The 23878-nt window shown below is 74.5% G+C and carries 20 protein-coding genes; 11 read left to right on the forward strand and 9 right to left on the reverse strand.

Annotated elements, in window-relative coordinates:
• Window positions 1–51: 51 nt before the first annotated feature.
• The 3 genes from QNO07_RS20760 to QNO07_RS20770 all read left to right on the forward strand — a co-directional run bounded on the left by QNO07_RS20760 (window position 52) and on the right by QNO07_RS20770 (window position 3107).
• Window positions 52–1185 carry a CPBP family intramembrane glutamic endopeptidase gene (locus QNO07_RS20760; protein WP_283993721.1) on the forward strand — a complete coding sequence of 378 codons (1134 nt, stop codon included), beginning with the start codon at window positions 52–54 and terminating at the stop codon, window positions 1183–1185.
• A gap of 169 nt (window positions 1186–1354) precedes the next feature.
• Entirely contained in the window at window positions 1355–2110 is a 756-nt protein-coding gene (locus tag QNO07_RS20765) for a carbonic anhydrase (RefSeq protein WP_283993722.1), read from the forward strand.
• A gap of 283 nt (window positions 2111–2393) precedes the next feature.
• Complete coding sequence (locus tag QNO07_RS20770; protein ID WP_283993723.1) at window positions 2394–3107, forward strand: 4'-phosphopantetheinyl transferase family protein; 714 nt, start codon at window positions 2394–2396, stop codon at window positions 3105–3107.
• A gap of 43 nt (window positions 3108–3150) precedes the next feature.
• Here the strand turns inward: QNO07_RS20770 and QNO07_RS20775 are convergent, their stop codons facing one another.
• From QNO07_RS20775 to QNO07_RS20790, 4 genes are all read right to left on the reverse strand, one after another.
• The gene (locus tag QNO07_RS20775; protein WP_283993724.1) at window positions 3151–3594 is read right to left on the reverse strand and encodes a response regulator; all 444 of its coding nucleotides are present in this window, start codon (window positions 3592–3594) and stop codon (window positions 3151–3153) included.
• Window positions 3591–5186 (reverse strand): sensor histidine kinase, encoded by a 1596-nt coding sequence (locus QNO07_RS20780; protein WP_349636859.1) that lies wholly within the window; start codon window positions 5184–5186, stop codon window positions 3591–3593. Before QNO07_RS20780 ends, QNO07_RS20775 begins: the two co-directional genes overlap by 4 nt.
• Entirely contained in the window at window positions 5183–6457 is a 1275-nt protein-coding gene (locus QNO07_RS20785) for a PP2C family protein-serine/threonine phosphatase (RefSeq protein ID WP_502961898.1), read from the reverse strand. Before QNO07_RS20785 ends, QNO07_RS20780 begins: the two co-directional genes overlap by 4 nt.
• A 455-nt stretch (window positions 6458–6912) precedes the next feature.
• On the reverse strand, window positions 6913–8364 hold the full coding sequence (locus tag QNO07_RS20790; RefSeq protein ID WP_283993725.1) for an FAD-dependent oxidoreductase: 1452 nt from the start codon (window positions 8362–8364) through the stop codon (window positions 6913–6915).
• A 523-nt stretch (window positions 8365–8887) separates the two neighbouring features.
• Between QNO07_RS20790 and QNO07_RS20795 the strand changes: the two genes are divergently transcribed.
• Window positions 8888–9775, forward strand: coding sequence for a peptidoglycan-binding domain-containing protein (locus QNO07_RS20795; RefSeq protein WP_283993726.1), 888 nt, complete (start codon window positions 8888–8890; stop codon window positions 9773–9775).
• Between the two features lie 151 nt (window positions 9776–9926).
• On the forward strand, window positions 9927–10130 hold the full coding sequence (locus tag QNO07_RS20800; RefSeq protein WP_283993727.1) for a cold-shock protein: 204 nt from the start codon (window positions 9927–9929) through the stop codon (window positions 10128–10130).
• 104 nt (window positions 10131–10234) lie between these two features.
• Here the strand turns inward: QNO07_RS20800 and QNO07_RS20805 are convergent, their stop codons facing one another.
• The 4 genes from QNO07_RS20805 to QNO07_RS20820 all read right to left on the reverse strand — a co-directional run bounded on the left by QNO07_RS20805 (window position 10235) and on the right by QNO07_RS20820 (window position 16971).
• On the reverse strand, window positions 10235–10714 hold the full coding sequence (locus tag QNO07_RS20805; RefSeq protein WP_283993728.1) for a phosphatase domain-containing protein: 480 nt from the start codon (window positions 10712–10714) through the stop codon (window positions 10235–10237).
• A gap of 184 nt (window positions 10715–10898) precedes the next feature.
• Window positions 10899–15449: an HAD-IC family P-type ATPase gene (locus QNO07_RS20810; protein ID WP_283993729.1), complete on the reverse strand. Its 4551-nt coding sequence runs from the start codon at window positions 15447–15449 to the stop codon at window positions 10899–10901.
• A 318-nt stretch (window positions 15450–15767) separates the two neighbouring features.
• Entirely contained in the window at window positions 15768–16022 is a 255-nt protein-coding gene (locus tag QNO07_RS20815) for a WhiB family transcriptional regulator (protein ID WP_283993730.1), read from the reverse strand.
• 406 nt (window positions 16023–16428) lie between these two features.
• Entirely contained in the window at window positions 16429–16971 is a 543-nt protein-coding gene (locus tag QNO07_RS20820; RefSeq protein WP_283993731.1) for a DUF1360 domain-containing protein, read from the reverse strand.
• 281 nt (window positions 16972–17252) lie between these two features.
• Here QNO07_RS20820 and QNO07_RS20825 point away from each other — a divergent pair, with 281 nt between their 5' ends.
• The 6 genes from QNO07_RS20825 (at window position 17253) to QNO07_RS20855 (ending at window position 22177) form a co-directional block, all read left to right on the forward strand.
• Window positions 17253–17414 carry a hypothetical protein gene (locus QNO07_RS20825; RefSeq protein WP_283993732.1) on the forward strand — a complete coding sequence of 54 codons (162 nt, stop codon included), beginning with the start codon at window positions 17253–17255 and terminating at the stop codon, window positions 17412–17414.
• Between the two features lie 184 nt (window positions 17415–17598).
• Complete coding sequence (locus QNO07_RS20830; RefSeq protein ID WP_283993733.1) at window positions 17599–17997, forward strand: DUF4383 domain-containing protein; 399 nt, start codon at window positions 17599–17601, stop codon at window positions 17995–17997.
• A 122-nt stretch (window positions 17998–18119) separates the two neighbouring features.
• On the forward strand, window positions 18120–18461 hold the full coding sequence (locus QNO07_RS20835) for a PadR family transcriptional regulator (RefSeq protein ID WP_283993734.1): 342 nt from the start codon (window positions 18120–18122) through the stop codon (window positions 18459–18461).
• Window positions 18458–19336: a hypothetical protein gene (locus QNO07_RS20840; RefSeq protein ID WP_283993735.1), complete on the forward strand. Its 879-nt coding sequence runs from the start codon at window positions 18458–18460 to the stop codon at window positions 19334–19336. The genes QNO07_RS20835 and QNO07_RS20840 overlap by 4 nt, the downstream gene beginning before the upstream one ends.
• A gap of 257 nt (window positions 19337–19593) precedes the next feature.
• Window positions 19594–20469 carry a DUF4184 family protein gene (locus QNO07_RS20845; RefSeq protein WP_283993736.1) on the forward strand — a complete coding sequence of 292 codons (876 nt, stop codon included), beginning with the start codon at window positions 19594–19596 and terminating at the stop codon, window positions 20467–20469.
• Between the two features lie 721 nt (window positions 20470–21190).
• The gene (locus QNO07_RS20855) at window positions 21191–22177 is read left to right on the forward strand and encodes a pyridoxal-phosphate dependent enzyme (RefSeq protein WP_283993737.1); all 987 of its coding nucleotides are present in this window, start codon (window positions 21191–21193) and stop codon (window positions 22175–22177) included.
• A 69-nt stretch (window positions 22178–22246) separates the two neighbouring features.
• Here QNO07_RS20855 and QNO07_RS20860 read toward each other — a convergent pair whose 3' ends face one another.
• Complete coding sequence (locus tag QNO07_RS20860) at window positions 22247–23872, reverse strand: phytoene desaturase family protein (RefSeq protein WP_283993738.1); 1626 nt, start codon at window positions 23870–23872, stop codon at window positions 22247–22249.
• Window positions 23873–23878 lie beyond the last annotated feature (6 nt).

The raw sequence follows: 23878 nt of genomic DNA on the forward strand, positions 1-23878 counted from the left end.
TCCTACCGGGGGTGGACGAAGCAGCCTCGGCGCCGGGGAAGGATGGACCACATGACGACCCCCGCCCCCGACGGCTCCCTCGCCTACCACCGGCTGGCCCGCCTGCCCGGCCGCTACCCCTGGTGGAAACCGCTGCTGGGCGGTGTCGTCCTGGTCGGCGTGTGGCTCGTGCTCTTCGTGGTCCTCGACATCGCCGCCTACGTCACAGGCACCGTCGCGGGCCGGCCGGAGGTCTCCGACGGCGTCATGGACTTCGGAGCCGTCGGCGACACGGCGCTGGACCTGATGGCGCTCGCCGTCGCGATCCCGGCGGCGCTGCTCGTCGTGCGGTGGGTCGAGCGCCGCCCCGCCGGGACCCTGTCCTCGGTGACCGGGCGGCTGCGGTGGCGGTGGCTGCTCGCCTGCCTGCTGATCGCGGCACCGGTCGTGACGGTGATGACGGGACTGGCCCTGCTGCTCCCGGAGGAGCCGGGGGCCGAGCCCGTCGAGTGGGCCGGGCTCGGTGTGCTGCTGCCCGCGCTGCTGATGCTGGTACTCCTGGTGCCCTTCCAGGCCGCGGCCGAGGAGTACGTGTTCCGCGGCTGGCTGCTGCAGGCCGTCGGCGGGCTCTTCCGCTCGCCGTGGATCGCCGTCGTGCCGCAGGCCGTGCTCTTCGCCGCCGCGCACGGGTGGGGCACCGTCTGGGGTTTCGCCGACCTGGTCTTCTTCGGCCTGGTCGTCGGCTGGCTGACGATCCGCACCGGTGGTCTGGAGGCCGCGATCGGTCTGCACGTCGTGAACAACCTGGTCGCGTTCGGGCTGAGCGCAGCCGTGGTGGACGGGCTCCGGTCGGAGGAGACCGCGGCCGACGCACCGTGGCAGCTGGTGGCACTGGACGTGGTGTCGATCTCGCTCTACGCGCTCGCGGTGACGTGGTGGGCCCGCCGCCGCAAGCCGGCCACGGAAGCGGTGGCCACGGACCTCGTCCCGCCCCCCGCCCTCGTGCCCGTCGGCTACCCGCCGTACCCGCCGTACCCGCCGGGCATGTACCCGCCGTACCCGCACCTGCCACACGCACAGGGCACGTATCCGCCGAACCCGAACCCGAACCCGAACCCGTACCCGCCGGGGACGCCCCCGCCGGGCACCTGTCCGCCTCCGCCGCGGCCGCCCCACGGGGCCTCCCCGCCGGACCCGGGCGCGTAGGCACCTGACCTCGGAAGCCCCACGAAGTACGCGGATGCATGGGGCGGGCCGCTCCGACACCCTCCATGTGTACAACTTTGAACAAGAGTCGGTCATTCACATTCAAAGAATGTGCCAACAGATCATCTGCGCAAGGGATTCCGGGCGTCGCGGCGGCTACGTTCCGTCCGTGAACAACACCCCACACCTCCCCGAAACAACCCCGTCGGGCCGCCGCACCCTGCTGCGCGCCGCCCTCGCCGGAACCGTTGTGGCCGGCAGCGGACTGGCCTCCGCCGCGATGCCGTCGGCGATCGCGTCCGCCTCGGCCCGTACCTCCGACCGCCCCGCCGCGGCACGGCCTGCCACTCCCGCCGAGGCGCTGCGCGCACTCGCCGCCGGCAACCGCCGCTGGCGGTCCTTCCGGCAGGAGCACCCGCACGAGTCCGCCTCCGTGCGGCGTGCCCTCATGACCGGCCAGCAGCCGTTCGCGCTGGTGCTGGGCTGCGTCGACTCGCGCGTACCGCCGGAACTCGTCTTCGACCAGGGCCTCGGAGACCTGATGACCGTCCGCTCGGCGGGTGAGGTCCTGGACGAGGCAGTCCTGGGCAGCATCGCCTTCGGCGTGCTGGAGCTCGACATCCCCCTGGTACTCGTCCTCGGCCATCAGTCCTGCGGTGCCGTGACCGCCGCCGTCCACGCCGAGGAGACGGGCGAGCGACTTCCCGCCCACATCCAGTACCTCGCCGACCAGATACGTCCCGCCATCGACCACAGCCAGCACGGTGACAAGCGCGTCGACGCCACCATCGACGCCCAGGTCGGCCTGGTCCGCTCACGTCTTGCCGCCGAACCGGACCTCGCCGCCCGGATCAGGTCCGGGAGGCTGGCCGTCGTCGGCGCCCGCTACGAGCTCGGGTCGCATCGCGTCCGCCAGCTCGGCTGAACCACCGTGCGAGGGCGCGGGTCCGGGCAGGACACCGCCCGGCCCGGCGCCCTCGCACGGTCAGGGGCGCCGGCGGCCGGGCGTGTACCGGGCCGCGGACCGCGCAGCGCGCGGCGTCGGCGATCATGGGAAGGGGCGGTCCGTCGGCCGGGCCTTCCCGGGTGGACAGCCGGTCGGTTCGTCCGCGCGGTGTCCTTCCGGCTGTCGGATCAGATCGCCAGAGAAGCGCCAGAGCAACGCCAGAGAAACGTCAGACCAGAGAAACGTCAGAGAAGAGGAACCGATGCCCGACCCCGGTGTCCGGCCTGAACTCACCGTGGTGCCCGCAGGCATCGGCTCGTGGGACCTCGCGCCGCCTGACAGCGCCCGCCGCCCGCGGCTGTACCTGCTGCGGGTGAGCGAGCACCGGGTGGTGACGGAGGGGCCGCCGGAGGGGCTCGACGAGCAGGAGCGCGGCCGGTGGTCGGCCTACGTGCGGCAGGAGGACCGCGACCGGTACGCCGTCGCGCATCTGGCGCTGCGCGGCCTGCTCGGCAGCGGACTCGGAGTGCCGCCGGCCGACGTCGACCTCACTCGTGAGGACTGCCCGATGTGCGGCGGCCCGCACGGCCGGCCCGCGGTCCGCGGTGGCGGTGTGCACTTCTCCCTGTCGCACAGCGGGGACCTGGTGCTGCTGGGGTTCGCGCCGGTGCCCGTGGGCGTGGACGTGGAGACGGTCCCGACCGCCGCCGTCGCCCGGGAGGTCGCGTCCTCGCTGCACCGCCGGGAGCGCGAGGAGATCGCCGGACTCCCGGCCCCAGAGCGTCCGGCCGCCTTCGCGCGCTGCTGGGTGCGTAAGGAGGCGTACCTGAAGGGCACGGGGGAGGGGCTGGCCGGCGGTCTGGAGAGCACCTACCTGGGCACCGGCGCGGTGCCGCCGTCGCTGCCGGGCTGGAACCTGGCCGACGTCGACACGGACCCCGGCTACCTCGCGGCGGTGGCGGTGGCGGTGCCCTGACCCGCATCGGGCCTGCCCGGCGTTCGCCCGGCAGCCCGACCGGTCAGAAGTGCGGGCGGGGGAGGCGGACGATGCTGACGAAGAAGTCGTCGATCTGCCGCACGGCCGCGATGAACTGGTCCAGGTCGACCGGTTTGGTCACGTAGGCGTTGGCGTGCAGCCGGTAGCTGCGCAGGATGTCCTCCTCCGCCGAGGACGTGGTGAGCACGACCACCGGGATCGGCGCGAGCTCCGGGTCGGACTTGAGGCGTTCCAGGACCTGGCGCCCGTCGTACTTGGGCAGGTTCAGGTCGAGCAGGATCAGGTCCGGACGCGGGGCGTCGGTGTGGGCGCCACGGCGGTAGACGAAGTCCAGCGCCTCCTCGCCGTCCCGCACCACGTGCAGCGTGTTGCCGATCTTGTTGTCCTCGAACGCCTCCCGGGTCATCAGCTCGTCACCCGGGTCGTCCTCGACGAGCAGGACCTCGATGGGCTGCTGTTCGGTCATGCCGTTGCTCCTTCGGGGGCGGGAAGTGGCGCGTCGTCCTGGGCGGGGAGCGCGGGCAGGGTGAAGCAGATGCGGGTGCCGGGTGATTGTCCGGAGTCCACCCAGATCCTCCCCTGGTGGTGTTCGACGATCTTCCGGCAGAGGGCGAGACCGATGCCCGTGCCGCTGTAGGCCTCCCTGCTGTGGAGCCGCTGGAAGACGACGAAGACCTTCTCCGCGAACTCCTCCGGGATGCCGATGCCATTGTCCTCCACGCAGAACTGCCAGGCGGCAGCCCCGGCCTCCTCCACCTCGGTGCAGCTGATCCGCACGACCGGAGGGCGCTCCGGAGCGCGGAACTTGATGGCGTTGCCGATCAGGTTCTGCCACAGCATGATCAGGAGGGTGGGGTCGCCGGTCACCTCCGGCAGCTCGTCCGGCCGCTCGATCTGCACGTCGGATTCCTCGACCGCCGTGGAGAGGTTCCTCAGCGCCTTGTCCAGGGCGCGGTCCTGGGCGACCTCCTGCCGTGCGTCGTCGAGCCGGCCGACCCGGGAGAAGGTGAGCAGGTCGTTGATGAGGACCTGCATGCGCTTGGCGCCGTCCACGGCGAAGTTGACGTACTGCACGCCGCGTTCGTCGAGCTTGTCGCCGTAGCGCTTCTCCAGGAGCTGGCAGAAGCTGGCCACCTTGCGCAGGGGTTCCTGCAGGTCGTGCGAGGCCACGTAGGCGAACTGCTCCAGCTCGGCGTTGGACCGGCGCAGCTCGACCGCCTGCGCGTCGAGGTCGGCGGTCTGCTGGGCCAGCAGGGCCCGCTTGCCCTCGGCGCTGTCCAGCGCCTTCACCATGCCCTCGCGCATCGCCTCCACGTCCGCGGCCAGCTCGCGCAGGTCCGCAGGCCCGCTGGGCTCGATGCGGTGGCTGAAGTCGCCGTCGGCGATGCGGCGGGACGCCTTGCGCAGCTCCCGGAGCGGGCGGGAGACGATGACCCGCAGCAGCACGGCGATGAGCACGAGGGCCGCGAGCAGCGCTACGGCGACTGCCAGGAAGACCATGTTGCGCAGGTCGCGGGCCTTGGCCAGCTCAGCCATGCCGTCGGCCCTGGCCTGGTCGAGGCGGGTGTTCTGCTGATTGACCAGCTCCCTCAACTGCTCGAAGGACTGTCGGCCCCGCTCGGTGGCGGCCGTGTCGGGCGGCCCGCCCTCCCGGGCGGCCTCCAGCGCGGGCTCCGCGTGCTCGGTGCGCCAGGTGTCGGCGGCCTCCTGGATCGCCTCCACGTCCGCCAGCAGCGACGGCCGGTCCGCGAGCAGGGTGCGCATGCGGTCCGCCGAGCGCTGCTGGAGCTGCCGGCCCTCGGTGTAGGGGGCGAGGAACTGCGGGTCCTCGGTGATCCCGAATCCCCGCACCCCCGTCTCCTGGTCCACCAGGGCCGTCTGCATGCGCAGGGCCTCGGCGCGCGCGGGCATGGTCCGGTCGATGAGCTGCTGGTGGATCTCCGCGGTGCGGTTCAGCAGATGCGCGCCGAGGGCGCCGCCGGCCAGGATGAGGATCGCCATGAAGGCGAGGACCAGGTGGAACCAGTGCTGAACCGTCAACCGCCGTTCGGTCTTCACGTGCTGCTTCCTGTCGTGGTGCGCCAGTGGAGGTGGAGGACGGCGATGTCGTCCGTGAGGCCGCCGTGGTCGGCTGCGGCCTCGGCGGCACGGGCGATGAGCGTGTCGACGAACGCCTCCGCCGGCTGGTCGGCGGCGTCCTCGGCGAGCTTCAGCAGGCCCGATTCGCCCATGCGTTCCGAACCGGGACCGGTGCGGCCCTCGAAGAGGCCGTCGGTGAAGACGACAAGCGCGTCACTCCCGGTCAACGGCAGCTCGCTGACCGGCCAGTTGCACAGGCCGGGCACCATGCCCAGGGCCGGGCCGCCCGGCGGGTCGATCCACTTCACGCTCCCGGGCCGGTGCACCAGCAGGCCCGGGTGCCCGGCCCGCACGATGCGGGCGACGCTCCCGTCCGGCGGCAGTTCGATGCTGGTGAGGGTGGCGAAGATCTCCGGCCCGGTGCGCTCGGCCGTCATGACCTCCTCCAGCAGCGACATCTGCTCCACGCCGGTCGCGCCGCCGATGACCAGCGTGCGCCAGGCGATGCGCAGGGCGACGCCGAGCGCCGCCTCGTCGGGTCCGTGCCCGGATACGTCGCCGATCACCGCGTGCACGGTGCCGTCGGGCACCTGCACGAGGTCGTAGAAGTCGCCGCCCAGCAGCGCCTGGGCGCGGCCCGGCCGGTACCGGGCGACGACGCCGAAGGCCGCGGCGTCGCGCAGTCTGGGAGAGGGAAGCAGCCCTCGTTCCAAGCGGGCGTTCTCCTGGGCGCGCAGCTGCCCCGCCTGGAGCGCCGCCGTGGTCACCTCGGCCTGCTTGCGCTGGACCGCGTACCGTACGGCTCGGCTGAGCAGCTCCGGGTCGACCCGTCCCTTGACCAGGTAGTCCTGGGCGCCTGCGGCGACCGCCTCAAGCCCGGTGCCGTCCTCGGCGAGGCCGGTGAGGACGACCACGGCGACGTCCTTGGCTCCGGCCTGGAGCCGGGTCAGCGCCTCCAGGCCCTGCGCGTCGGGCAGGTGCAGGTCCAGCAGGATGCAGTCGGGCTGCCAGCCGCGCAGCTCCTCCAGCGCCTGGGCGAGCGAGTGAGCCCAGACGAAGCGCATCTCCGTCGGGCTGTCGGCCACCATCTCCTCGACAAGGAGCGCGTCCCCCGGATCGTCCTCCACGAGGAGGATCGCCGGGCGCCACGCGCCCGTTCCGATCGTCGGCCGGAACGCGGCCGTCGACTCGGCCGGAGCCGCCTCGCGGAGCCCCCGAGCCGGCACGGGTGCGCCAGGACCCCATGTCACCTCGCACACACCTTCCGTGGCCGTCCATTCATCTGATCGGCGAAAGAATACTGCCAAGCCGCCCTTGTCCAGACCGCGTACGAATCGTGAGCAGACCGGACGGCAGCGACATGGCGGCCCTTTCGCCGTGACCCGGGAAGCAGCGGTGCGCCGCTACCCGGTGCTGCGGGCGCCCTTTCGGCCCACCACCCTGTACCGGGTGGTGGGCCGAAAGGGCGCCCGCAGCTGTTCCGGAGCGGAGTAACCCGTACGGGCCGGTTCATGACCGCGCCGGGGAGTGGTGTGCGCCACATTTTCGCGCCACCGGGCCGCGTGGTCGAGATGGCGGCACACGGGCGTCATCCACGGTCAGGCGGGTGCGGGTGCGGGTGCGGGTGCGGGTGCGGGTGCGGGCGGCGGCGCGGGGGCCGCTGCCTGTCTGCCCGTCTGACGGTCGCCACCGGTCGCCGCAGGCGTCAGTCCGCTGCCGGGTGGTCTTCCGGCTCCCGCCACATGGGAGGGGCGGACGGCGTGGACGGCGCCGGGCCGAACAGCACTGCGCGGGCCACCCGCGGGGTGAAGAGCACGCTGAGCGGTGCCGACAGCGACAGGGCGGAGCGGAAGGCGGCGCCGACGACCGGGTCCCCGGCGGAGCGCTGCTGCACCCGGGCGAGGTACCAGGTGGCGGGCCGGTCGACGGCCCGGGACGCGACGGCGTTGCCCTCGGCGCCCGGCATCGTCTTGTCGGCGCCGGCGGAGATGTCCCACGCCTGCTGGGAGGCGCGCAGCAGTGCACGCTGCACACGGCGGGTGGTGGGTGTGCGGCGGTGGTCCCGCAGCGTGTCGCGCAGCGCCGCAGCGCTGAGTGCGGCGACGGTCATGCCCTGCCCGTACACGGGATTGAAGGTGCACAGCGCGTCACCGGTGACGAGGAAACCGGCCGGGCGGCGTCCCGGGAGGTCGTACCGGCGGCGCACGTTGGCCGTGTTGCGGAACCCGTGCGGGGCCGACTCCGGCTCGGCCTTGAGCAGCCAGTCGTGCACAAGAGGGTGCGGGAGCCGGGCGGCGAACTCGGTGAAACCGGCGCTGTCGGTGGGTGGTTCGCTGCCGCGCAGGCCGGACAGCGTGACCAGGGTGCGCCCGCCCTCCACCGGCAGGACGACGGCCCCGAACGGTTGTCGGGGGTTGGGCACGATGTAGTAGCCGGAGCTGTCGGTGCCGTCGTGGATCCCGCGGAACACGCCGGTGGTGTAGGCGAGACCGGTGTCCAGCGTCTCCTCGTGCGGTGCCTCGGCACCGAGCGCGACCAGCCACTGCGCTGCTTTGCTGCCGCGACCGGAGGCGTCCACCACCAGGTCGGCCGGCAACTGCTCCGGTCCGGGGGACGGTCCTGTGCCGCGCGCCCGCAACCGCACGCCCTCGACCCGGGCGGCGTCGCCGAGCAGTCCCACCACCTCGGTGCCGGTGACCGCGTCGATGCGGGGGTTGGCCAGCACCCTGCGGCGGACCAGCCATTCGAGCAGCGGACGGGAGCCGGTGAGGAGGTGGGCGGTGGCCCGGGTACGCCGGTACCAGCGGCCGTCCTGCCACTGGACCATGTCGCTGGGCATGCCGATCCGGGGCGCGCCGTGCTCCCGCAGTTCGGCCACCAGCCCCGGCAGCAGCGTCTCCAGCGTGCGCTGGCCGCCTTCGAGCAGGACGTGGGTGTGGCGGCTCTGCGGCACACCGGGGCGGGGCTCGGGGCCGTCCGGCAGCCGGTCGCGTTCGATCACGGTGACCCGGTCGCAGTGGTCGGCGAGCACCTGTGCGGCCAGCAGACCGGCGAGACTCCCGCCGATCACCACGGCGTGCCGCACCGGTCGGTCGGCTCTCCGGTACGGGGAGCCCCGGTGCGAGCCGTCGGCCGTACGGTTCGCCGCTTCCGCCATGCCATTCCTCCGGTTCGTCGCCGTGTCGGTCGGTGCGACCCGCGAGGGGCCGACCCGACCCGCCGTATGCGGTCGGTCCCGACTCAGTATGGCCCGGTGCCAGGGAAGTTGAGTCGCACGGCGGGGAGCAGCAGGCGGGGCAACCGGAGCGGTCCTCGGTCTCGACCGACCGACTGCCGCTGTCAGCGGGGGTGCCGGTGTGACGGGCGGAGGGGCTGCCGCAGGCGCCCGCGCCTGCGGAGGGCCTGCGGCACGCCGCCCGCGCCTGCGGGGGAGGTGTGCGCCGCTGACGCCGGTGGTGACCACGCCGTCCCCGCACCCGCCGCCGTCCCCGCACCCGGTTCCGAGGTCTAGCCCCGCGGCCCGTTCCGGTACCGACTTCGGCGCGGAATGAGGCGATGGGGCCTCGTTGACGTACTCACGGTGAAGTCGTGTCCAAGGCCGCCGCGCGGCAGGGCGGGGCCCTTCGTGCCGGACGGTGCAGGACGGGCGCGCAGACGAGCGCAGGGCGAGAGGAGAGCCGGTGGCGACACCACCTGACCCCGGACAGCCGGAGCACGAACCGGTCCTCGAACCGACCCGGGTCATCCAGCGCCCCCGGTCGCAGGTGATGGCGGACTTCGCCGACCTGTTCCGCGGCCCGCAGGAGGGGCGCCGGGCCGCGCCCGAATCCGGCAGCGACCCGGACGAGGAGCCCGAGGACGACGACTGGGAGCCCGTCCCCGTCGCGGACGGCAACCCGCCCGAGCCGGACGGCCCGTCGGGCACGGCCGGTTCTGCCGCCGCGGCGAAGCCGTCCGGCTCGGCGGCGTCTTCCGCAGCGGCCCCGGCGGCGGCCCCCGCCCGGGCTCGGCGGCGGAGCGCCGGCCGGCGGCGGGCCGACCGCGCCGAGCAGGTCGACGAGACGCCTCCCACCGTCAGGGCGCGCGGCAGGCGGCGCCTGCCGGCGGCCGGTCGCGACCGGCGCCAGTGGCACGCGCGCATTGCCGGAGCCGTGGTGGCTGCCGGACTGGTGGGCTTCGGGGTCGCGCAACTCCTCCCGCGCGGCGACTCGGCGGTGGGCGCCGGTTCGACGGCCTCGCCCTCGCGCGCCGACGACACCCCCGCCTCGCCACCCGTCCCCCCGGGCCCAGCCGCGTCGACGCCCGCGCCGCGTGCCTCCCCAGACGTCGAGAGCGGGGTCGGGTTGCTCCGGGAGGGCGACGCCGGCCCTGCGGTCGCCGACCTCCAGGTGCGGCTGCTGCGGGTGCCCGACGTCTACGCGGGAGGCAGCGTCAACGGACGGTTCGACGCCCAACTGACCTCTGCCGTCGCCCGGTTCCAGGAGTGGTACGGCATCCGGGGCGACGAGACGGGGGTCTACGGCGACGACACGCGGCGCGACCTCGAAGCCCTCACGGAAGGGGACTGACGGCCGGTGCCCGGCGTGTCGTGCGGGGTGCGGCTCACCCTCCCGGTGTCGGCGCGGCGTGTCGGCTTCCCTCCGCGCTGGTGGCGCACGACGATCTCCTCGCTACCCGCACCACACGGGACGCCCGCCGTCCCGGCCAAGGAGATCCAGTATGGCTACCGGCACAGTGAAGTGGTTCAACGCAGAGAAGGGCTTCGGCTTCATCGAGCAGGACGGGGGAGGCCCGGACGTGTTCGTCCACTACTCGGCCATCTCCGGCAGCGGATACCGGGAACTGAACGAGGGCCAGAAGGTCGAGTTCGACGTCACCCAGGGCCCCAAGGGCCCGCAGGCGGAGAACGTCAGCGGCATCTGACCGTCCGCCCGCTCCCGTGCCCCGCGCAGGGCCGCCCGGTCCCGGCTACCCGTCGGTGCCAGGCCCCCGCGGGGCACGGTCGCGCGGTCGTCACGGCCGCGCCCTCACTCCGGCTCGTGCCATCCGGGGACGACCGTGACGGGAATGCCCTCGCTGCGCCACAGGCGGAGCACGTTCGGGTTGTCGTCCCAGGCGTGCACCGGGCGGAAGCGGCGCCGGATGCTCGCCAGGACGTCCCGCTTCACCTCGTAGTCCGGGCGGCCGTCGTGTGCGGCGCGCATCCACATCGTGTCGGAGGGCACGCCGTGCAGGGCCAGCCACATCGCGGTGTGCGGCCGGTACCGGACCGTGCGGGCGGTGACGATCAGCACCGCCTGACCGCGCTCGTGCGCCGCGCGGGCCGCGGCGACCACCTCGCCGTGCGGCGGGCAGTCCACGGACGCGGTGTGAAAGGCGTGGAACCCGCCCGGTCCGTCGAGCAGATGACGCACCCCGCGCACGTCGCACAGAGTGCCGTCCATGTCGAAGATCACGGCCTCGCGCGGAGGGCCACCCGCCGCACCCGTCTCGTTCCCCCTGCTCACCACGCCCACCTCCCCCGGAAGACGGCCACCGTAGCCTCCGCCGGGCCGGCATGTCCCGCGACCTTCCAGCGCACCGGACGCCGCGGCACGACGCCCCCTCACGTCGCCGCGTCACGACACTCCGCGCACCGCGCGCGCCGGAGGGCCGGCACCGCGTCGCGGAGTGCCGGCCCTCCGGACGGGGTCACCTCGCGCTGGATGCCGCCGGCTCCGCGGCGTGCTCCCCGCTCCTGTCCGAGGAGTCCCCGGACGTGGTCCCGGCGCCCCGCGTGTCACCGTCCTCAGGAGCCGCCGCGTCCGCCGCGCTCGCCGCCTCCTGGGACGCCAGGTGCCTGCGCACCAGCGGCCCGGCGACGACACCCGCCGCTGTGGCCGTGGTGATCGAACCGAGGGTGATGCCCCAGGCGATCGGGCCGAGCGGGGTGCACCCGAAGAACTGGCTGACGCCCGGCGTCTGGATGACGGCCGTCAACGCGGCGGCCGAGCCGAGTCCGGCGATCAGCACGTTGCGGTCCAGGCCGCCGGTGAGCAGTGTCTGTGCCAGCTGGGTGCCGACGACGGCCGCCAGCGCCACCGTTCCGGCGCGGCGCTGCCGTCCCGTGAGTCGGGCGGCCCCCCAGGCCAGCCCCGCGCCGAGAGTGGTGGTGCCGCCGCGCAGCACCATCTCATGGTTGAGGCTGCTGCCGAGGGACCGGTCCGGGCCCTCGCGCAGCAGGCGCTCGCCGTGTTCCGTGGACGGCTCGCGCACGGCGATGGCCAGCGCGGGCGCGAGGTCCGTCAGCAGGTTGACCAGCATGATCTGACGGGCGTTCAGCGGGGCGCTGCCGGTCAGCCCGGACGCCAGGACGCTGAACGCGACCTCGCCGAGGTTGCCGCCGACCAGGATGGCCAGCGCGTCGCGCACCGAACCCCACATGGCGCGGCCCTCCATCAGCGCGGCGATGATCGTCTCCAGCCGGTCGTCGCTGACCACCAGGTCCGCCGCCGCGGTCGCGGCGGGCGTGCCGCGGCGGCCCAGCGCGATGCCGACGTCGGCCAGTCGGATGGCGGGAGCGTCGTTCGCGCCGTCACCGGTCATCGCCACGACCTTGCCGATCCGCTGGTAGGCCTGCACGATGCGCACCTTGTGGTGCGGGCTGCAGCGGGCGATCACGTCCAGCGTCGGCAGCAGCTCGTCCAGGGCGTCGTCGTCGAGCCGGTCGATCTCGGCTCCCGTGCACACCTTCTGGTCCGGGTCGTCGTTGACCGTGGCGGCGATGGCGTCCGCGGTGGCCGGGTGGTCGCCGGTGAGCATCACCGTCTGCACGCCCGCCTCGCGCAGCCGGGCCGTGGCCGGTGCGGCGCCGTCGCGCACCGGATCGGCCAGGGCCACGAAGCCCAGGAACACCAGCTCGCCCACCGCGTCGTCGGTCAGCTGCTCGTCCTTGCCCAGGCGCCGCTCGGCGACCGCCAGCACCCGCCGCCCGGCCCCGGCCAGCCGCTCGGCGGCCTCCGTGAGGTGCTTGCGCGCGGTGTCGTCCAGCTCGGTCCGCGCGTCGCCGACCTGCCTGCGGTCGCAGCGGTCCAGCATGTTCTCGGGGGCGCCCTTCACGCTGAGCAGGAGTCCGTCACCGCTGTGCCCGGCCGTCGCGTGGTAGGCCCGGGACGGGTCGAACGGCAGGGTGTCGGTGCGCTTCCAGCGTGGCGCGTCGTGCCGCACGCCGACCTTCGCCCGGCGTGCCCCGGTCACCACCGCGTGGTCGGTCTGGTGGGCCAGCGGTTCGGACTCCCGGGCCGCGGGGGTGGCCCGCAGCGCGGCGGCCAGGACCCGCTTGCCCATGGCGTCCAGCCGTGCGGCGGACACCTCGCGGTCGCCGTCGCCCACCGCGGCCAGGCGAAGATCGCCCTCGGTGAGGGTGCCGGTCTTGTCGAAGCACAGCACGTCCGCCCGGCCCAGCGCCTCGATGGTCTTCGGGTTGCGGACCAGCGCGCCGTGGTCGGCCAGCCGCCGCGCGGCGGCCAGTTGGGCGGCGTTGACCAGGAACGGCAGCCCCTCGGGCACGGAGGCGACCGCCAGGTTCACCGCGGAGGAGAGGGTCCGGTTCAGCGGCAGGCCGTGCACCAGGCCGGCCGTGGCCACCGCCACCGCGGAACCGATCGCGACCGGCACGCTTGTCTTCGTCAACGACGTCAGCCGCGACTCCACGCCCGTCGTAGGGGCCTTCTGCCGTGCGGTGACCATGCTCCGGCCGACCTGCGTGGCCGAACCGGTGGCCACCACCACGGCCACCGCCGAGCCGGAGGAGACGGTGGTGCCCTCGTAGAGCATGGAGTGCCGGTCGGCGATCTGCGCGGCGACGGTCGGCGCCGGGTCCTTCGCCACCGGCAGCGACTCACCGGTCAGTGAGGACTCGTCGACCTCCAGACCCTCGGTCTCCACCAGGCGGCAGTCCGCGGGCACCACTTCCTGTGCGCGCAGGACGACGACGTCACCGGGCACCAGGTCACCGGCGGCGACCAGGCGCTCGGAGCCGCCGCGCCGCACCCGGGCGCCGATCGCCGACCGGGCGAACAGCTCCTCCAGGGCCCGGTCCGTCCGCACTCGCTGCACCCCGCCCAGCAGCGCGGAGGCCCCGGTGATGCCGACGACCAGCGCGGCGTCGGTACGGGAGCCGACGGCGGCGGACAGTGCGGCGCCGGCCGCCAGCACCGGTGTCAGGGGGTTGGCCAACTCCTCGACGAAGGCGGCGGCCAGGCCGGTCCGGGCGGGCCTGTCGGTGTCCGGCTGCCGGGCGGCGCGCTCCTCCGCCTCCGACGCGCTCAGCCCGGCCTCGCCGGTGCCCAGCCGCTCCATGACCTGCTCCACCGGCATCAGGTGCCACGGCGTGTTCTCCACCGGCGGGGTCACCGGACGGGACAGCAACTGCCGGGCCCGCCAGCGGCCCAGGCAGAACGCCGCGGTCCCGGCGGTCGTGCCGGCCGCAGCGCCGCGTGACGCGGCCTGCGACACCGGCCCCTGCAGGGCGGCGACCGCGCCGACGCCGCTGCCGCCTGTGGCGAGCACCTTGCAGTCCCGGTCCACCTGGGCCGCCGCGCCCACGGCGTCGATGACCAGGCCCGCCGACTCCAGGTCCGTGCCCACCAGGACGTGGGCACCCCAGGGCGCCGCCTGGTCGGGCCGGTGCACGCCGATGCCGCAGTCCGCTGCGGCCAGCGCCCTGCGGTTGCCGGAGACCACCAGCACCATCGCGCCCGCGCGCTGCGCCTCCCGCACGGAGGCCGCCAGCCGGTCGCCTGCCGGGACGACCTCGTCGGCGAACCCGAACGCCGGTTCCGCACGGTCACTGGCGAGCATCACCCGGGCGCCCGCCCGGCGGGCTGCGGCGGCCACCGCGTCGGCCCCGGGCGCGGTGGTCCGCGCCAGGCCCGCGACGGCCTGCAGCCGTTTGCCCTTCGCCAGCCCGAGCACCCGCTCGCTGCCCTCGGCGCGGAGCCGCCTGGCGGCCCGCACACCGGTGCGACCGGTGAGGTCCAGCTCCTCCAGGGGCCCGAGCACCCACCCGTCCTCGCGGTGCGTGCCCTCCTGCGCGTCCGGGTCGAACAGCGCGAACAGGCGCTCAGCGGCCTCGCGTTCGTCCGTGCCGCTCAGCGGAACCAGTTCCGACAGCTCGCAGTGGCTTCCGCTCAGGGCGTCCTCGTCAAGCAGCACCGTGTCCATCTGGCCAAGCCGGCGCAACACCCCGCGGTCCATCACCGTCGCGCCGCGCAGCGCAAGCACCCTGCCGACAGCCGTGGCGAAACCCTCACGGCCCGCCTCCGGCGCCTTGGGAACGCTGGAGAGCGCGACGGCGAGTCCCCGGCGCGGCCCGGTGAACGGCGTCGCCACCGCACCCGCGAGCAGCCCGGCCTTCATGGCACGCGAGGCGTACGCGTCGGAGGTGTCAGCGGGGGCCGGCACGGGGCGCTCGTCGTCCTCCGGGTCGGCGCCCGCGTCGTCGGGACCAGTGACCAGGACCGGTTCGGCCTTCTCCCACGCCTGCCGGTGCGCCTCGGCCTCCCGCCACTGGGCGACCCGCTGCGCCACGTCGAGCACCAGCCCGCCGCCGCGGGCGGCCGCGCCCTGTGCCAGCGCGGTCAGCACCGGCAGCAGCGACTCGGCCTGCTCGGGGCCGTTGACGCCCCGGGTCACCCACTCGCGCAGCGTGGGGTGGTGGGTCAGGGCCCCGGCGAGCGCCGGCACCTCGGCGGGCAGCGGCGTCCACGGCGCCAGGCGGTTGACGGTCGCCAGGCCGAGGCCCACCACGTCCGCGGCGAGCGCCGACACCGACTGGCGGGTGCGCGGCCCCTCGCAGGGGTGGTGCGGCTCCCGGCACCACTCGCCCTGGGCGTCGCAGTTCTCTGCGTGCCGGTCGTCCTCGGCCTGCGCCACCAGCTCGACCAGCTCCCGCTCGGAGGGCGGCGGCGACTCCAGACCCACCACCACCCGCCCGGCCGGGGCGTTCACGCGGGCCCACGCCACCTGCGGGTGTGCCTCGAGTGCCCGTTCGACCCGCCGCGCGAGACGCGTGCCGTCCGAACCGTGCAGCCCGTGGACGGCGATGTGGCAGCGCCCCGGCCGGGACCACACGGCCCGCTGCGGAACGCCCGCCAGCCGGCCGGCGAAGCCGAGCGCGCCGCGGGCACCCGCCGTCACCCCGTTCGGCACCAGTCCCACCAGGGACGAGACCGGCCCCCCAAGACCTGACAGCAACGACATCGACCCTGCCCTTCCACGGAGCTTCCACCGGACGAACATGTGGCGGTGCCGCCTCTGAGGGACGGCGACCGCCGGTACCGCGCACCGCGTGAGCGTGCGCACGACGGGCCTGCGTGGACGGCCCGCGGAGTCCCGCGCCACCGGACGGGCCGGCCGGTGCCGGCTCGTTCGCCGACAGCAGCGGCGGAGTGGCTTCCCGGGAAGCTGCGGAGCGGCCGTGCCGCCTCCGTCCGGAGCGCCCGCGCCGTCACTCCCCGGAAGGGTGAGGACCCACGACTCGGATAACCGCTTTCGCTGGGCTCACACCTGGGAGGGAGGTCAGGAGGCGAGGCGGGCCTTGACGCGTGCCTCGCGGCGCAGCAGGGCGCGGCGCTGCTCCTCGTCCATGCCGCCCCATATGCCGTGCTGTTGGCGCGAGTCCAGAGCCCAGCGGGCGCACTGCTCGATGACGGGGCAGGTGCGGCAGACCTGCTTGGCATCCTCGGCCTGCCGCAGGGCCGGACCTCGGGAACCGACGGGGAAGAACAGTTCGGCGTCCTCGTTGCGGCACACGGCGTACTCGCGCCAGTTCATGGTGGTCTCCGTCTCGATGGGGAGGGCGCCCCGCAGGGCCGTCGGGCCGTTCGCTGAGCCGGTGCTGGTGCGTGCGCGGTGGAGGGCGGCAGGAGCACGGACGGGCCTGTGCTGCGGCGGGTCGAGTCGGTGGTCGCCTGCCGCGGACGGCGGCGGATGCCGGCGGTCGGCTCGGAAAAGTCCGCTGTGGGTTCTGGTGGCCGCTGTCGTTGGTATGAAACGTCCCGTTCCGCTTTTTCGCGCGAATCGTCCGAAACCCTGTAGCAGAGCAACGACCTGTTCGCCGTTCTCGACCGCCACCGGCCGGGACAGATGGAACGCGACGAGTACGTGGACCGGATCTTCGCCCTCGTCCGGCAGGGCGTCAGGGACGAGGAGGACGGCCTGCTGCCCCGGTCCCCGGTGGTCAGTCCTCCTCCACCTTCTGGGTCAGGGCGGCGTAGCCGAGCTGCAGCAGGTCCGAGACGGCCAGTGCGGTGAGCGCGCCGGTCACCGTCCGCCCGCCGCGGGGCCACACCAGCTGGGCCGCCGTCAGCCCGGTCGCCACCCACGTGCCCAGGCAGAACGGGCAGGTCAGCAGTTCACCGACGGCGTGGCTGGGCGTGTCGCCGCGCACTTCCTCGCTCAGCTCCGACGGCCCTTCCGGGCCTTCGTATCGGGTGAACGGGGCGCGCAGCGGACTTGTCACGGCGCTCTTGGTGAGCAGCCGGCTCAGCCGGAACGTGGCGACCGACGTCAGCAGCACGTCGTAGGGCTCGGGACGCTCGGGCAGCGGCCGTCCGCGGAGCCGGACCGCCACCGCGCAGCCGGCCGCGTAGGCGCTGAATCCGGCCATCGCCTTCAGGTAGCCGCCGAGCGGCCGGTCGCTGCCCGCCGAGTACGACCGGTGGACGCGGCGCAGCGCCTCGGCGGCACGGGTCTTCGGGTTCTGGTCGGTGGTGTTCTCCACGTGGGTCCTCGCCTCTCGCACCGGTGCCGGAGCCCGGTCGCCGCCTCCGCTTCTCACCGCCACCGGAGTGCCCCGCCATCGCCCGCCCACACGTCCGCCCGAGGGCCGGTCCCGCGTCCGGCCCGTCGGGAGCTCCGGTGGAGCGGGCGGCACCTCGGCAGGGGCGGACGCGGCGACAGTTTCCGCTGGTGGCAGTCGGGTACCCGGTTGCACTCCGGTACCTGACCGGGGCACCCGCCCCGAACAGCAAGACGACACAGCGACAAGCAAGGAGCCGGCTCATGACCGTTCCCGAGGAGAACCGCCCGAAGACGCAGAAGACGGAGGACGTTCTCGGAGACGCGCAGCACACTCCGCCCGAGCCGCAGGGCGCCAGCGGGCGCACGATGCGGGAGGCGCTGGAGGAGGCGGACGTCAGCCCGGACGACTTCACCGAGAACTGAGCACCCGGTCCACCGAGAACGGAGCGCCCGACCGTGAGAACCGGGCTCCCGTCGGCGGCCCCGCCGAAGACGGGCTGAGGGCCCCGGACGTACCTGTGGCCCCTCTCACACGTGTCCGCCCCGCTGGCTGCGGAACGTTTCGTTCCGGTCGGCCGTTCTTACCAGTGCGGGTACGGAGGGGACAGTGTCCCCGGGCCCACACCACGCCCACGGGGAAGATCGTTCGGCTGAAGCCCCGTGGAGCGACTCGCCGAGAGGCGACCGCCCTTCCGACCCCCGAGCCGCCCCGGCTGGTCTCCCCCGTCCAGCCGGGGCTCCCTTCTGTCCGCGACGCGCCCGGTCGTGTCCCGCCACGCGGGATGCCGACCGGGCGTGCTGGGTTTCGCAAGGCCGGGCACCCGCCCGATCGGCAGGTACCGACGTCCAGGGCTGGAAGACGGCCCGCCTGTACCTGGTCGGCGGGGGAGCGGTGTACCCGGTGCTGCTCGCCTACGGCCTGGTGGCCGACATGGACAGCGACGCGGGCTTCGTGCCGCTGAACGCCGCGGACAACCGGCTGCGCCTGCTGCTCGGCCTCGGATGACCGGGGTGGGCGTGCCGCTGACCCGGGCCGTTCTCCGCCGATGTGGCCGACTGGGCCGCGGCCCGGAGGGCGTGGCTGTAACGGGCTTGCCTATGCGTCGTTCAACGACATATATTGCTGACATGAGTGAACGTACGATGCAGGAGCCCACCCTGCTGCTCCTCACGGCCCTCGCCGACACGCCGCGCCACGGGTACGCCATCACGCAGGAGATCAAGAAGATGTCCGGCGGGCAGGTGGTCATGCGGACCGGAACGCTCTACGGCGCCCTGGAACGCCTGCTCAAGCAGGGCCTGATCGAGGTTCACCAGGAGGAAGTGGTGGACGGCCGGCTCCGCCGCAGTTACGCCCTGGCGCCCGAAGGCCGGCAGCGGCTCGCCGCCGAGGCGGAACGAATCGCCGGAACGGCGCGCGAGGCCACCCGGCGGCTCCGCCTCGCCGCCGAGCGCCCGGCGACGGCATGAGGCCCTCGGTCCTGCGGCTCTACCCGGCCGACTACCGCTGCACCCACGGAGACGAGATCGCCGAGGTGTACGGCGAGACCGTCCGGGACGCGCCCGCCTCGGTGCGGTACCGCGAGACGCTCGACATCGCGGGGCACGCCCTGCGCCTGCGGCTCGGTCTCGGCTCTGCCGGCCGGCCCGCGGAACTGGTCGCCACGGCGGCCCCGTTCGCCCTGGCCGCCTCCGCCGCCTGGTCCGCCGCGTACATCACCGGCTGGTACGTCGGCGCCCGCGCGGGCGCCCAGCAGCCCGTCTTCCACCTGCATCCTCAACTCACCGCGCTCATGGCCTGCCACCTCGTCGTGCTGGTCGGAGCCGTCACCGCGCTGGCCAGCCGCTGGCTGCCCGGCGTGCTGCTCACCGCAGCCGGACTGACGCTCCTCACCGGCACCTCGCTGGCCGTCGGGCCGGTCCACGCCGACCCGGTCGGCCTCACCGCGGTGATGGCCGCCCTCACCGCGGTGATCGTGCTGGGCTGCCCGCCCGACCTGCGCCCCGCGCCGTCGACCCGTGCCCTCGCCGGGGCAGCGGCGGCGGTGGCCTGGCTGCCGCTGGCGGCCCTGTACGCGCACCTGCTGCCGATCACCACCGACTACGGTGCCTGGCCGTTCCTCGTCCTGGCCGCCACGGGCGCGGGCACCGCCCTCGCCGCCCGCAGCAGCGGCCTGCTCCACCTGGCGGCCATGGCACTCGCCGCCGCGCCCTTTGTCGCACTCAGCGCCTCCGTGTGGGGCTCGGCCCTGCCGGTGCTCGCCGGATGGGCCCTCATCCCGCTCGCGGCGGTACCGACCTATGCGCTGCACCTGCTGCGCGGAGGCCGAACTCCCGCTCTCTGACTGCCCGCCGCAACGCCTCCGGCGCCACCCCACCCCTGCACCCCACCGCGCTCGTCCTCGCACCTCCCTCACCGGCGTCCGACCCGCCCGGGCTGCCGGAGCGGCGCCTTTCCCGGCCGCCGTGCTGCCGCCCACCGGTACGCCTGCCCGCGCTCCGAACTCCCGTCCTGCCTGCCTGCCCGCCTGCCTGCCCGCCTGACGCTCTGCCGGCCGGGCTGCCCCGCCCTGCCCACGCCCCGCACACCGTGAGGACCACCGTGCCCCTGACCTTCTCCCACCCGGCCGCCGTGCTGCCGCTGCTGCGCGAGCCGTTCGTCCCTGCCGCTCTGGTCGCCGGTTCGCTCGCCCCTGACCTGCCCTACTACCTCGATGTGCCGGTGTCGGCCCAGGACTGGTACGGGCCGTTCCTCAACGCCACCGAAACCCACAGCCTCACCGGGCTCCTCACCCTGGACCTGGTCATCACGGGCGTGCTGCTGGCCGTTGTCGTCCTGGTGCGGCGGCCGGTGCTCGCGCTGCTGCCGACCCGGCGGGTACCCCCGGCGACCCCGCCCCGGCCCAGCACAGCCCGGCCGACTGGGAGGCAACTGCCGCGACGGGCGTTCTGGCTGCTTGTCTCCGCCCTGATCGGCGTGGCGAGCCACCTGCTCTGGGACGCGTTCACGCACGCCGACGGCCACATCGTCACCCATGTGGCGATCCTGAGGTTCCAGGTAGCGGACGGCCTGCCCGCCTTCCGCCTGCTCCAGCACCTCAGCACCGCCGGTGGCGCCCTGGTGCTGGCCTGGTGGCTCAGGCGGTGGTGGCGGCAGCGGCCTCCCGCCGCGCCCGTGCCGACCACCCCGCACGGCCTCACCCGTGGCGCCCGGCGGGCCGTGCTGACCGGACTCTCCCTGTGTGTCGCCGCCGGTGTCGGCTGGAGGTTCGTCGGACTGGCGGGGGAGGACGGTGCTCGCCTCGACCTGGAACACGCCCTGACCCACCTCGTCACCGCCGGTGCCGCCTCCCTCGCCTGCGCCACGGCTTTCTACGCGCTGACGTGGTGGACCGTCCACTGGGCCCGCCGTGCCGCCGCCGGGCCCCGCCCTGCCGGACGGCCCGAGACCGTCGGGCAGGGCCCCTCGCTCCGCTGACCGACCCGGTCCGCGCGACGGATCGACCCCGCATGGCACAGTGCGACGGCAGGCGCGGACGGGCGGGCTGAAGAGCCCGCGGGTGAAGGGCGGTGGACGGGTGGAGCACTTTCCGCAGTCGCTGCCGGTCCGCGCTGCCGCGTACCGCTCCGAGCAGGGCCACCTCTGGTGGGATCGGCTTCCGCAGCTCGTGGCGGAACTGCGGCAGCAGTGGGCGCTTCGTCTCGACGCCCCCTTCCGGGAAGGTAGTTGCTCCTGGGCCGCGCCCGCACGTCTGCCGGACGGTGGCAGCGCGGTGCTGAAGATCAGCCTTCCGCATCCGGAAGCCGCCGGTGAAGCGGACGCCCTGCGGAGGTGGAAGGGAGCGGGCGCCGTGCGGCTGCTGTCCCACGACGCGCCCCGGCAGGCGGGTGTCTCACGCTGCTCGCCCGGGCCGTCGGAGAGGAACCGCGGCGGGTCGCCGCCTGGGCGGTGGCCCGCTGTGTGGAGAACGCCCTCTGGCAGGCGCACCATCACGACCCGCACGCCGGGCAGGTGCTGATGCACAAGGCCCGCCTGCTCGCCGTCGAAGCGCACCTGGCCCCGCCGTCTCCGCGCTAAGCGCGTCCGGCCGGGACGGTCGCGTGATCCGTCCCGTCACGGCACCCCGGGAACCGGGCTCGGCGTGGCAAAATGATCATCCGACTGTCCGCGGAGCCGCGGCCGACGAGAGGTGACCACGATGACCGTCGGAGGCAGCGCACCGCACCGCGCCGAGCTCGGCACCTGGCCGACACCGCTGGAACCGGCACCGCGGCTGGGCGAGGCCCTCGGCCTGGACGCCGGCGACCTGTGGATCAAGCGCGACGACCTGACCGGCCTCGGCGGCGGCGGCAACAAGGTGCGCAAACTGGAGTGGATCTGCGGCGCGGCGCTGGCCGCCGGGGCCACCACGCTGGTCACCACCGGAGCCCCGCAGAGCAACCACGCCCGGCTGACCGCAGCCGCCGGCGCCCGGCTCGGCCTGGACGTCGTCCTGGTGCTCGCCGGGCACCCCGGCAGCTCGGCCTCCGGCAACCTGGCGCTGGACGGCCTGCTCGGCGCCGACGTGGTGTGGGCAGGCGACGTCACCGGCGAGAAACTGGACTCCGCCGCCTGGCAGTTGGTCGAGCAGCTGCGAAGGCGGGGCGCCGTGCCGGTGCTGATCCCGTTCGGCGGCTCCAGCGTCGCCGGTGCCCGCGGCTACGCCGAGTGCGGACGCGAACTCCTCGACCAGGCGCCGGACATGGCGCAGGTCTTCGCCGCCGTCGGCTCCGGCGGTACCATGGCCGGGCTGGTCGCCGAGTTGGGTCCGCACCGGGTGACCGGGGTGCACTGCGGTGCGGTCGCCGACCCGGCCCGCACCGTCGCCGCCCTGGTGTCCGGCCTGACCGGCACGCCCTGCGAGGCGGACACGCTGACGCTGCGACTCGACCAGGTCGGCGAGGGCTACGCGGCGCTGACCGAACCGGTGATGACCGCGCTCACCGCCGCCGCCCGCACCGAAGGGCTTCTGCTCGACCCGGTCTACACCGGCCGGGCGATGGCCGGCCTGGCAGCCGCGGTGCGCGACGGCCACCTCACCCGCGGGCAGCGCACCGTCTTCCTGCACTCCGGCGGACTGCCCGGCTTCTTCGGACACCCCGCCGCCCTCAGCCGGGCGCAGGCCCGCCTCGCCACCGACCACTGACCGCTGGTGCGCCGCGGCCCATCCGGCGGCCCCACCCCGCGCATCCGCCATCCGGTGCTCCCACCCGGCTCAGGAGGCGGGCCGGCCCCGGCGGTCGCGTGTGGTCAGGGCGCGCTGGGCACGGTCGAGCGCCGCCCTGCCCGGCCGGGGGCGCAGCGCCGCCCTGGCCGCGTTCGCCCCGGGCGCGCCGTGCACACCCCCGCCGGGATGCGCGGAGGCGGACGCCAGGTACAGCCCGGCGACCGGCGTCTCGGGCCGTCCGGTGCCGGGCACCGGGCGGAAGACGAGCTGTTGGTGCACGGCGGTCGTGCCGCCGTTGATGGCACCGCCGTGCAGGTTCGCGTCCAGCGCCTCCAGCGTCGGCGGGGCCAGCACCCGGCGGGCGCGGATCCGGGAGCGGAAACCGGGAGCGTACCGCTCGACCTGCTGCTCCACGCGGTCCGCCATCGCCTCCTGCTCGCCGCGGTCCCAGCTGCCGGTCAGCCCGTCCCCACCCGCGTCGCCGCGCACGTGGTGCGGCACGTGGGTGTAGGCCCAGGCCGACTCCGTGCCGGCGGGGGAGCGGGTCGTGTCGGCGGTGGTCATCTGGCCGAACAGGGCGAACGGCTCGTCGGGAACGTGCCCGGTCGCGATCTGCGCGGCGAACCGGGTCAGCCCGTCCACACCGTCCGCGAGGTGCACCGTGCCCGCGCCGGACGCCTGCGCGGCCGTCCACGGCACCGGCGAGTCGAGCGCCCAGTCGACCTTGAAGGTGGCGAAGTCCCACTGGAAGCGCTTCAGGTCGGACAGGACCCGGTCGGGCAGGTCCGCCGGGTCCAGCAACTCCCCGTACAGCGCCGGCGCGGAGACGTCCGCGAGCACGGCCCGGGCGGCGGGCACCTCCTCTCCGCCGGCGGTCCGCACCGCCACCGCGCGACCGCCGCGGGTGACGACGCCGACCACCCGCTCGTTGCACCGCACCGCGCCGCCGCGCTTCTCCAGCCTGCGCACCAGGGCATCGGTGAGCGCGCCGGCTCCGCCCACCGGCACGGGGAAGCCGTAGGCCTGCCCGAGCGCCGACATCAGCCAGCCGAGGCCGCCGCTGCCCGCGGCCTCCGGCGGCAGGTCGGCGTGCAGCGCGTTGCCGGCGAGCAGCAGCCGGCCCCCCTCACCGGCGAACTCCTCCTCACCCATGCGCCGCACCGGCAGCAGCATGGTCCGGGCGAGTCGCAGACCGCCCGCGGCGCGCAGCCCGGCCGCCAGCCGGACCGCCGACCGCACCGGGGGGAAGGGCGTGAACAGCGCGCGCACGATGTCCGGCCCCAGCCGCCGCCACACGTCGCTCAGCTCGCGCCAGGCGTCGCCGTCACCCGGCGCGAACTGCTCCAGACCGGCCGCGGTCCGCTCGGCGTCGCGCTCCAGCACCGCGCACCGGCCGTCGAGCAGCGGATGCGCCAGCACCCGGGGGGCGTGGCTCCACCGCAGGCCCTCGGCTGCCAGGTCCAGGCGGGCCAGGATCGGCGAGGCGGCTGCCAGCGGGTAGAAGGCGCTGAACATGTCGCTGACGAAGTCGGGATGCACCCCGCGGTCGCTGCGGACAGCGCCTCCCGGTTCGGGCTGGGCCTCCAGCACCTCCACCGACCACCCGGCGTCGACCAGCAGGTTCGCCGCCACCAGTCCGTTGGGGCCGGCTCCGATGACCACCGCGTCGGGCATGTCCGT

Origin of the sequence: Streptomyces sp. 549, from assembly GCF_030124175.1 — a bacterium.
Lineage (GTDB): Bacteria > Actinomycetota > Actinomycetes > Streptomycetales > Streptomycetaceae > Streptomyces.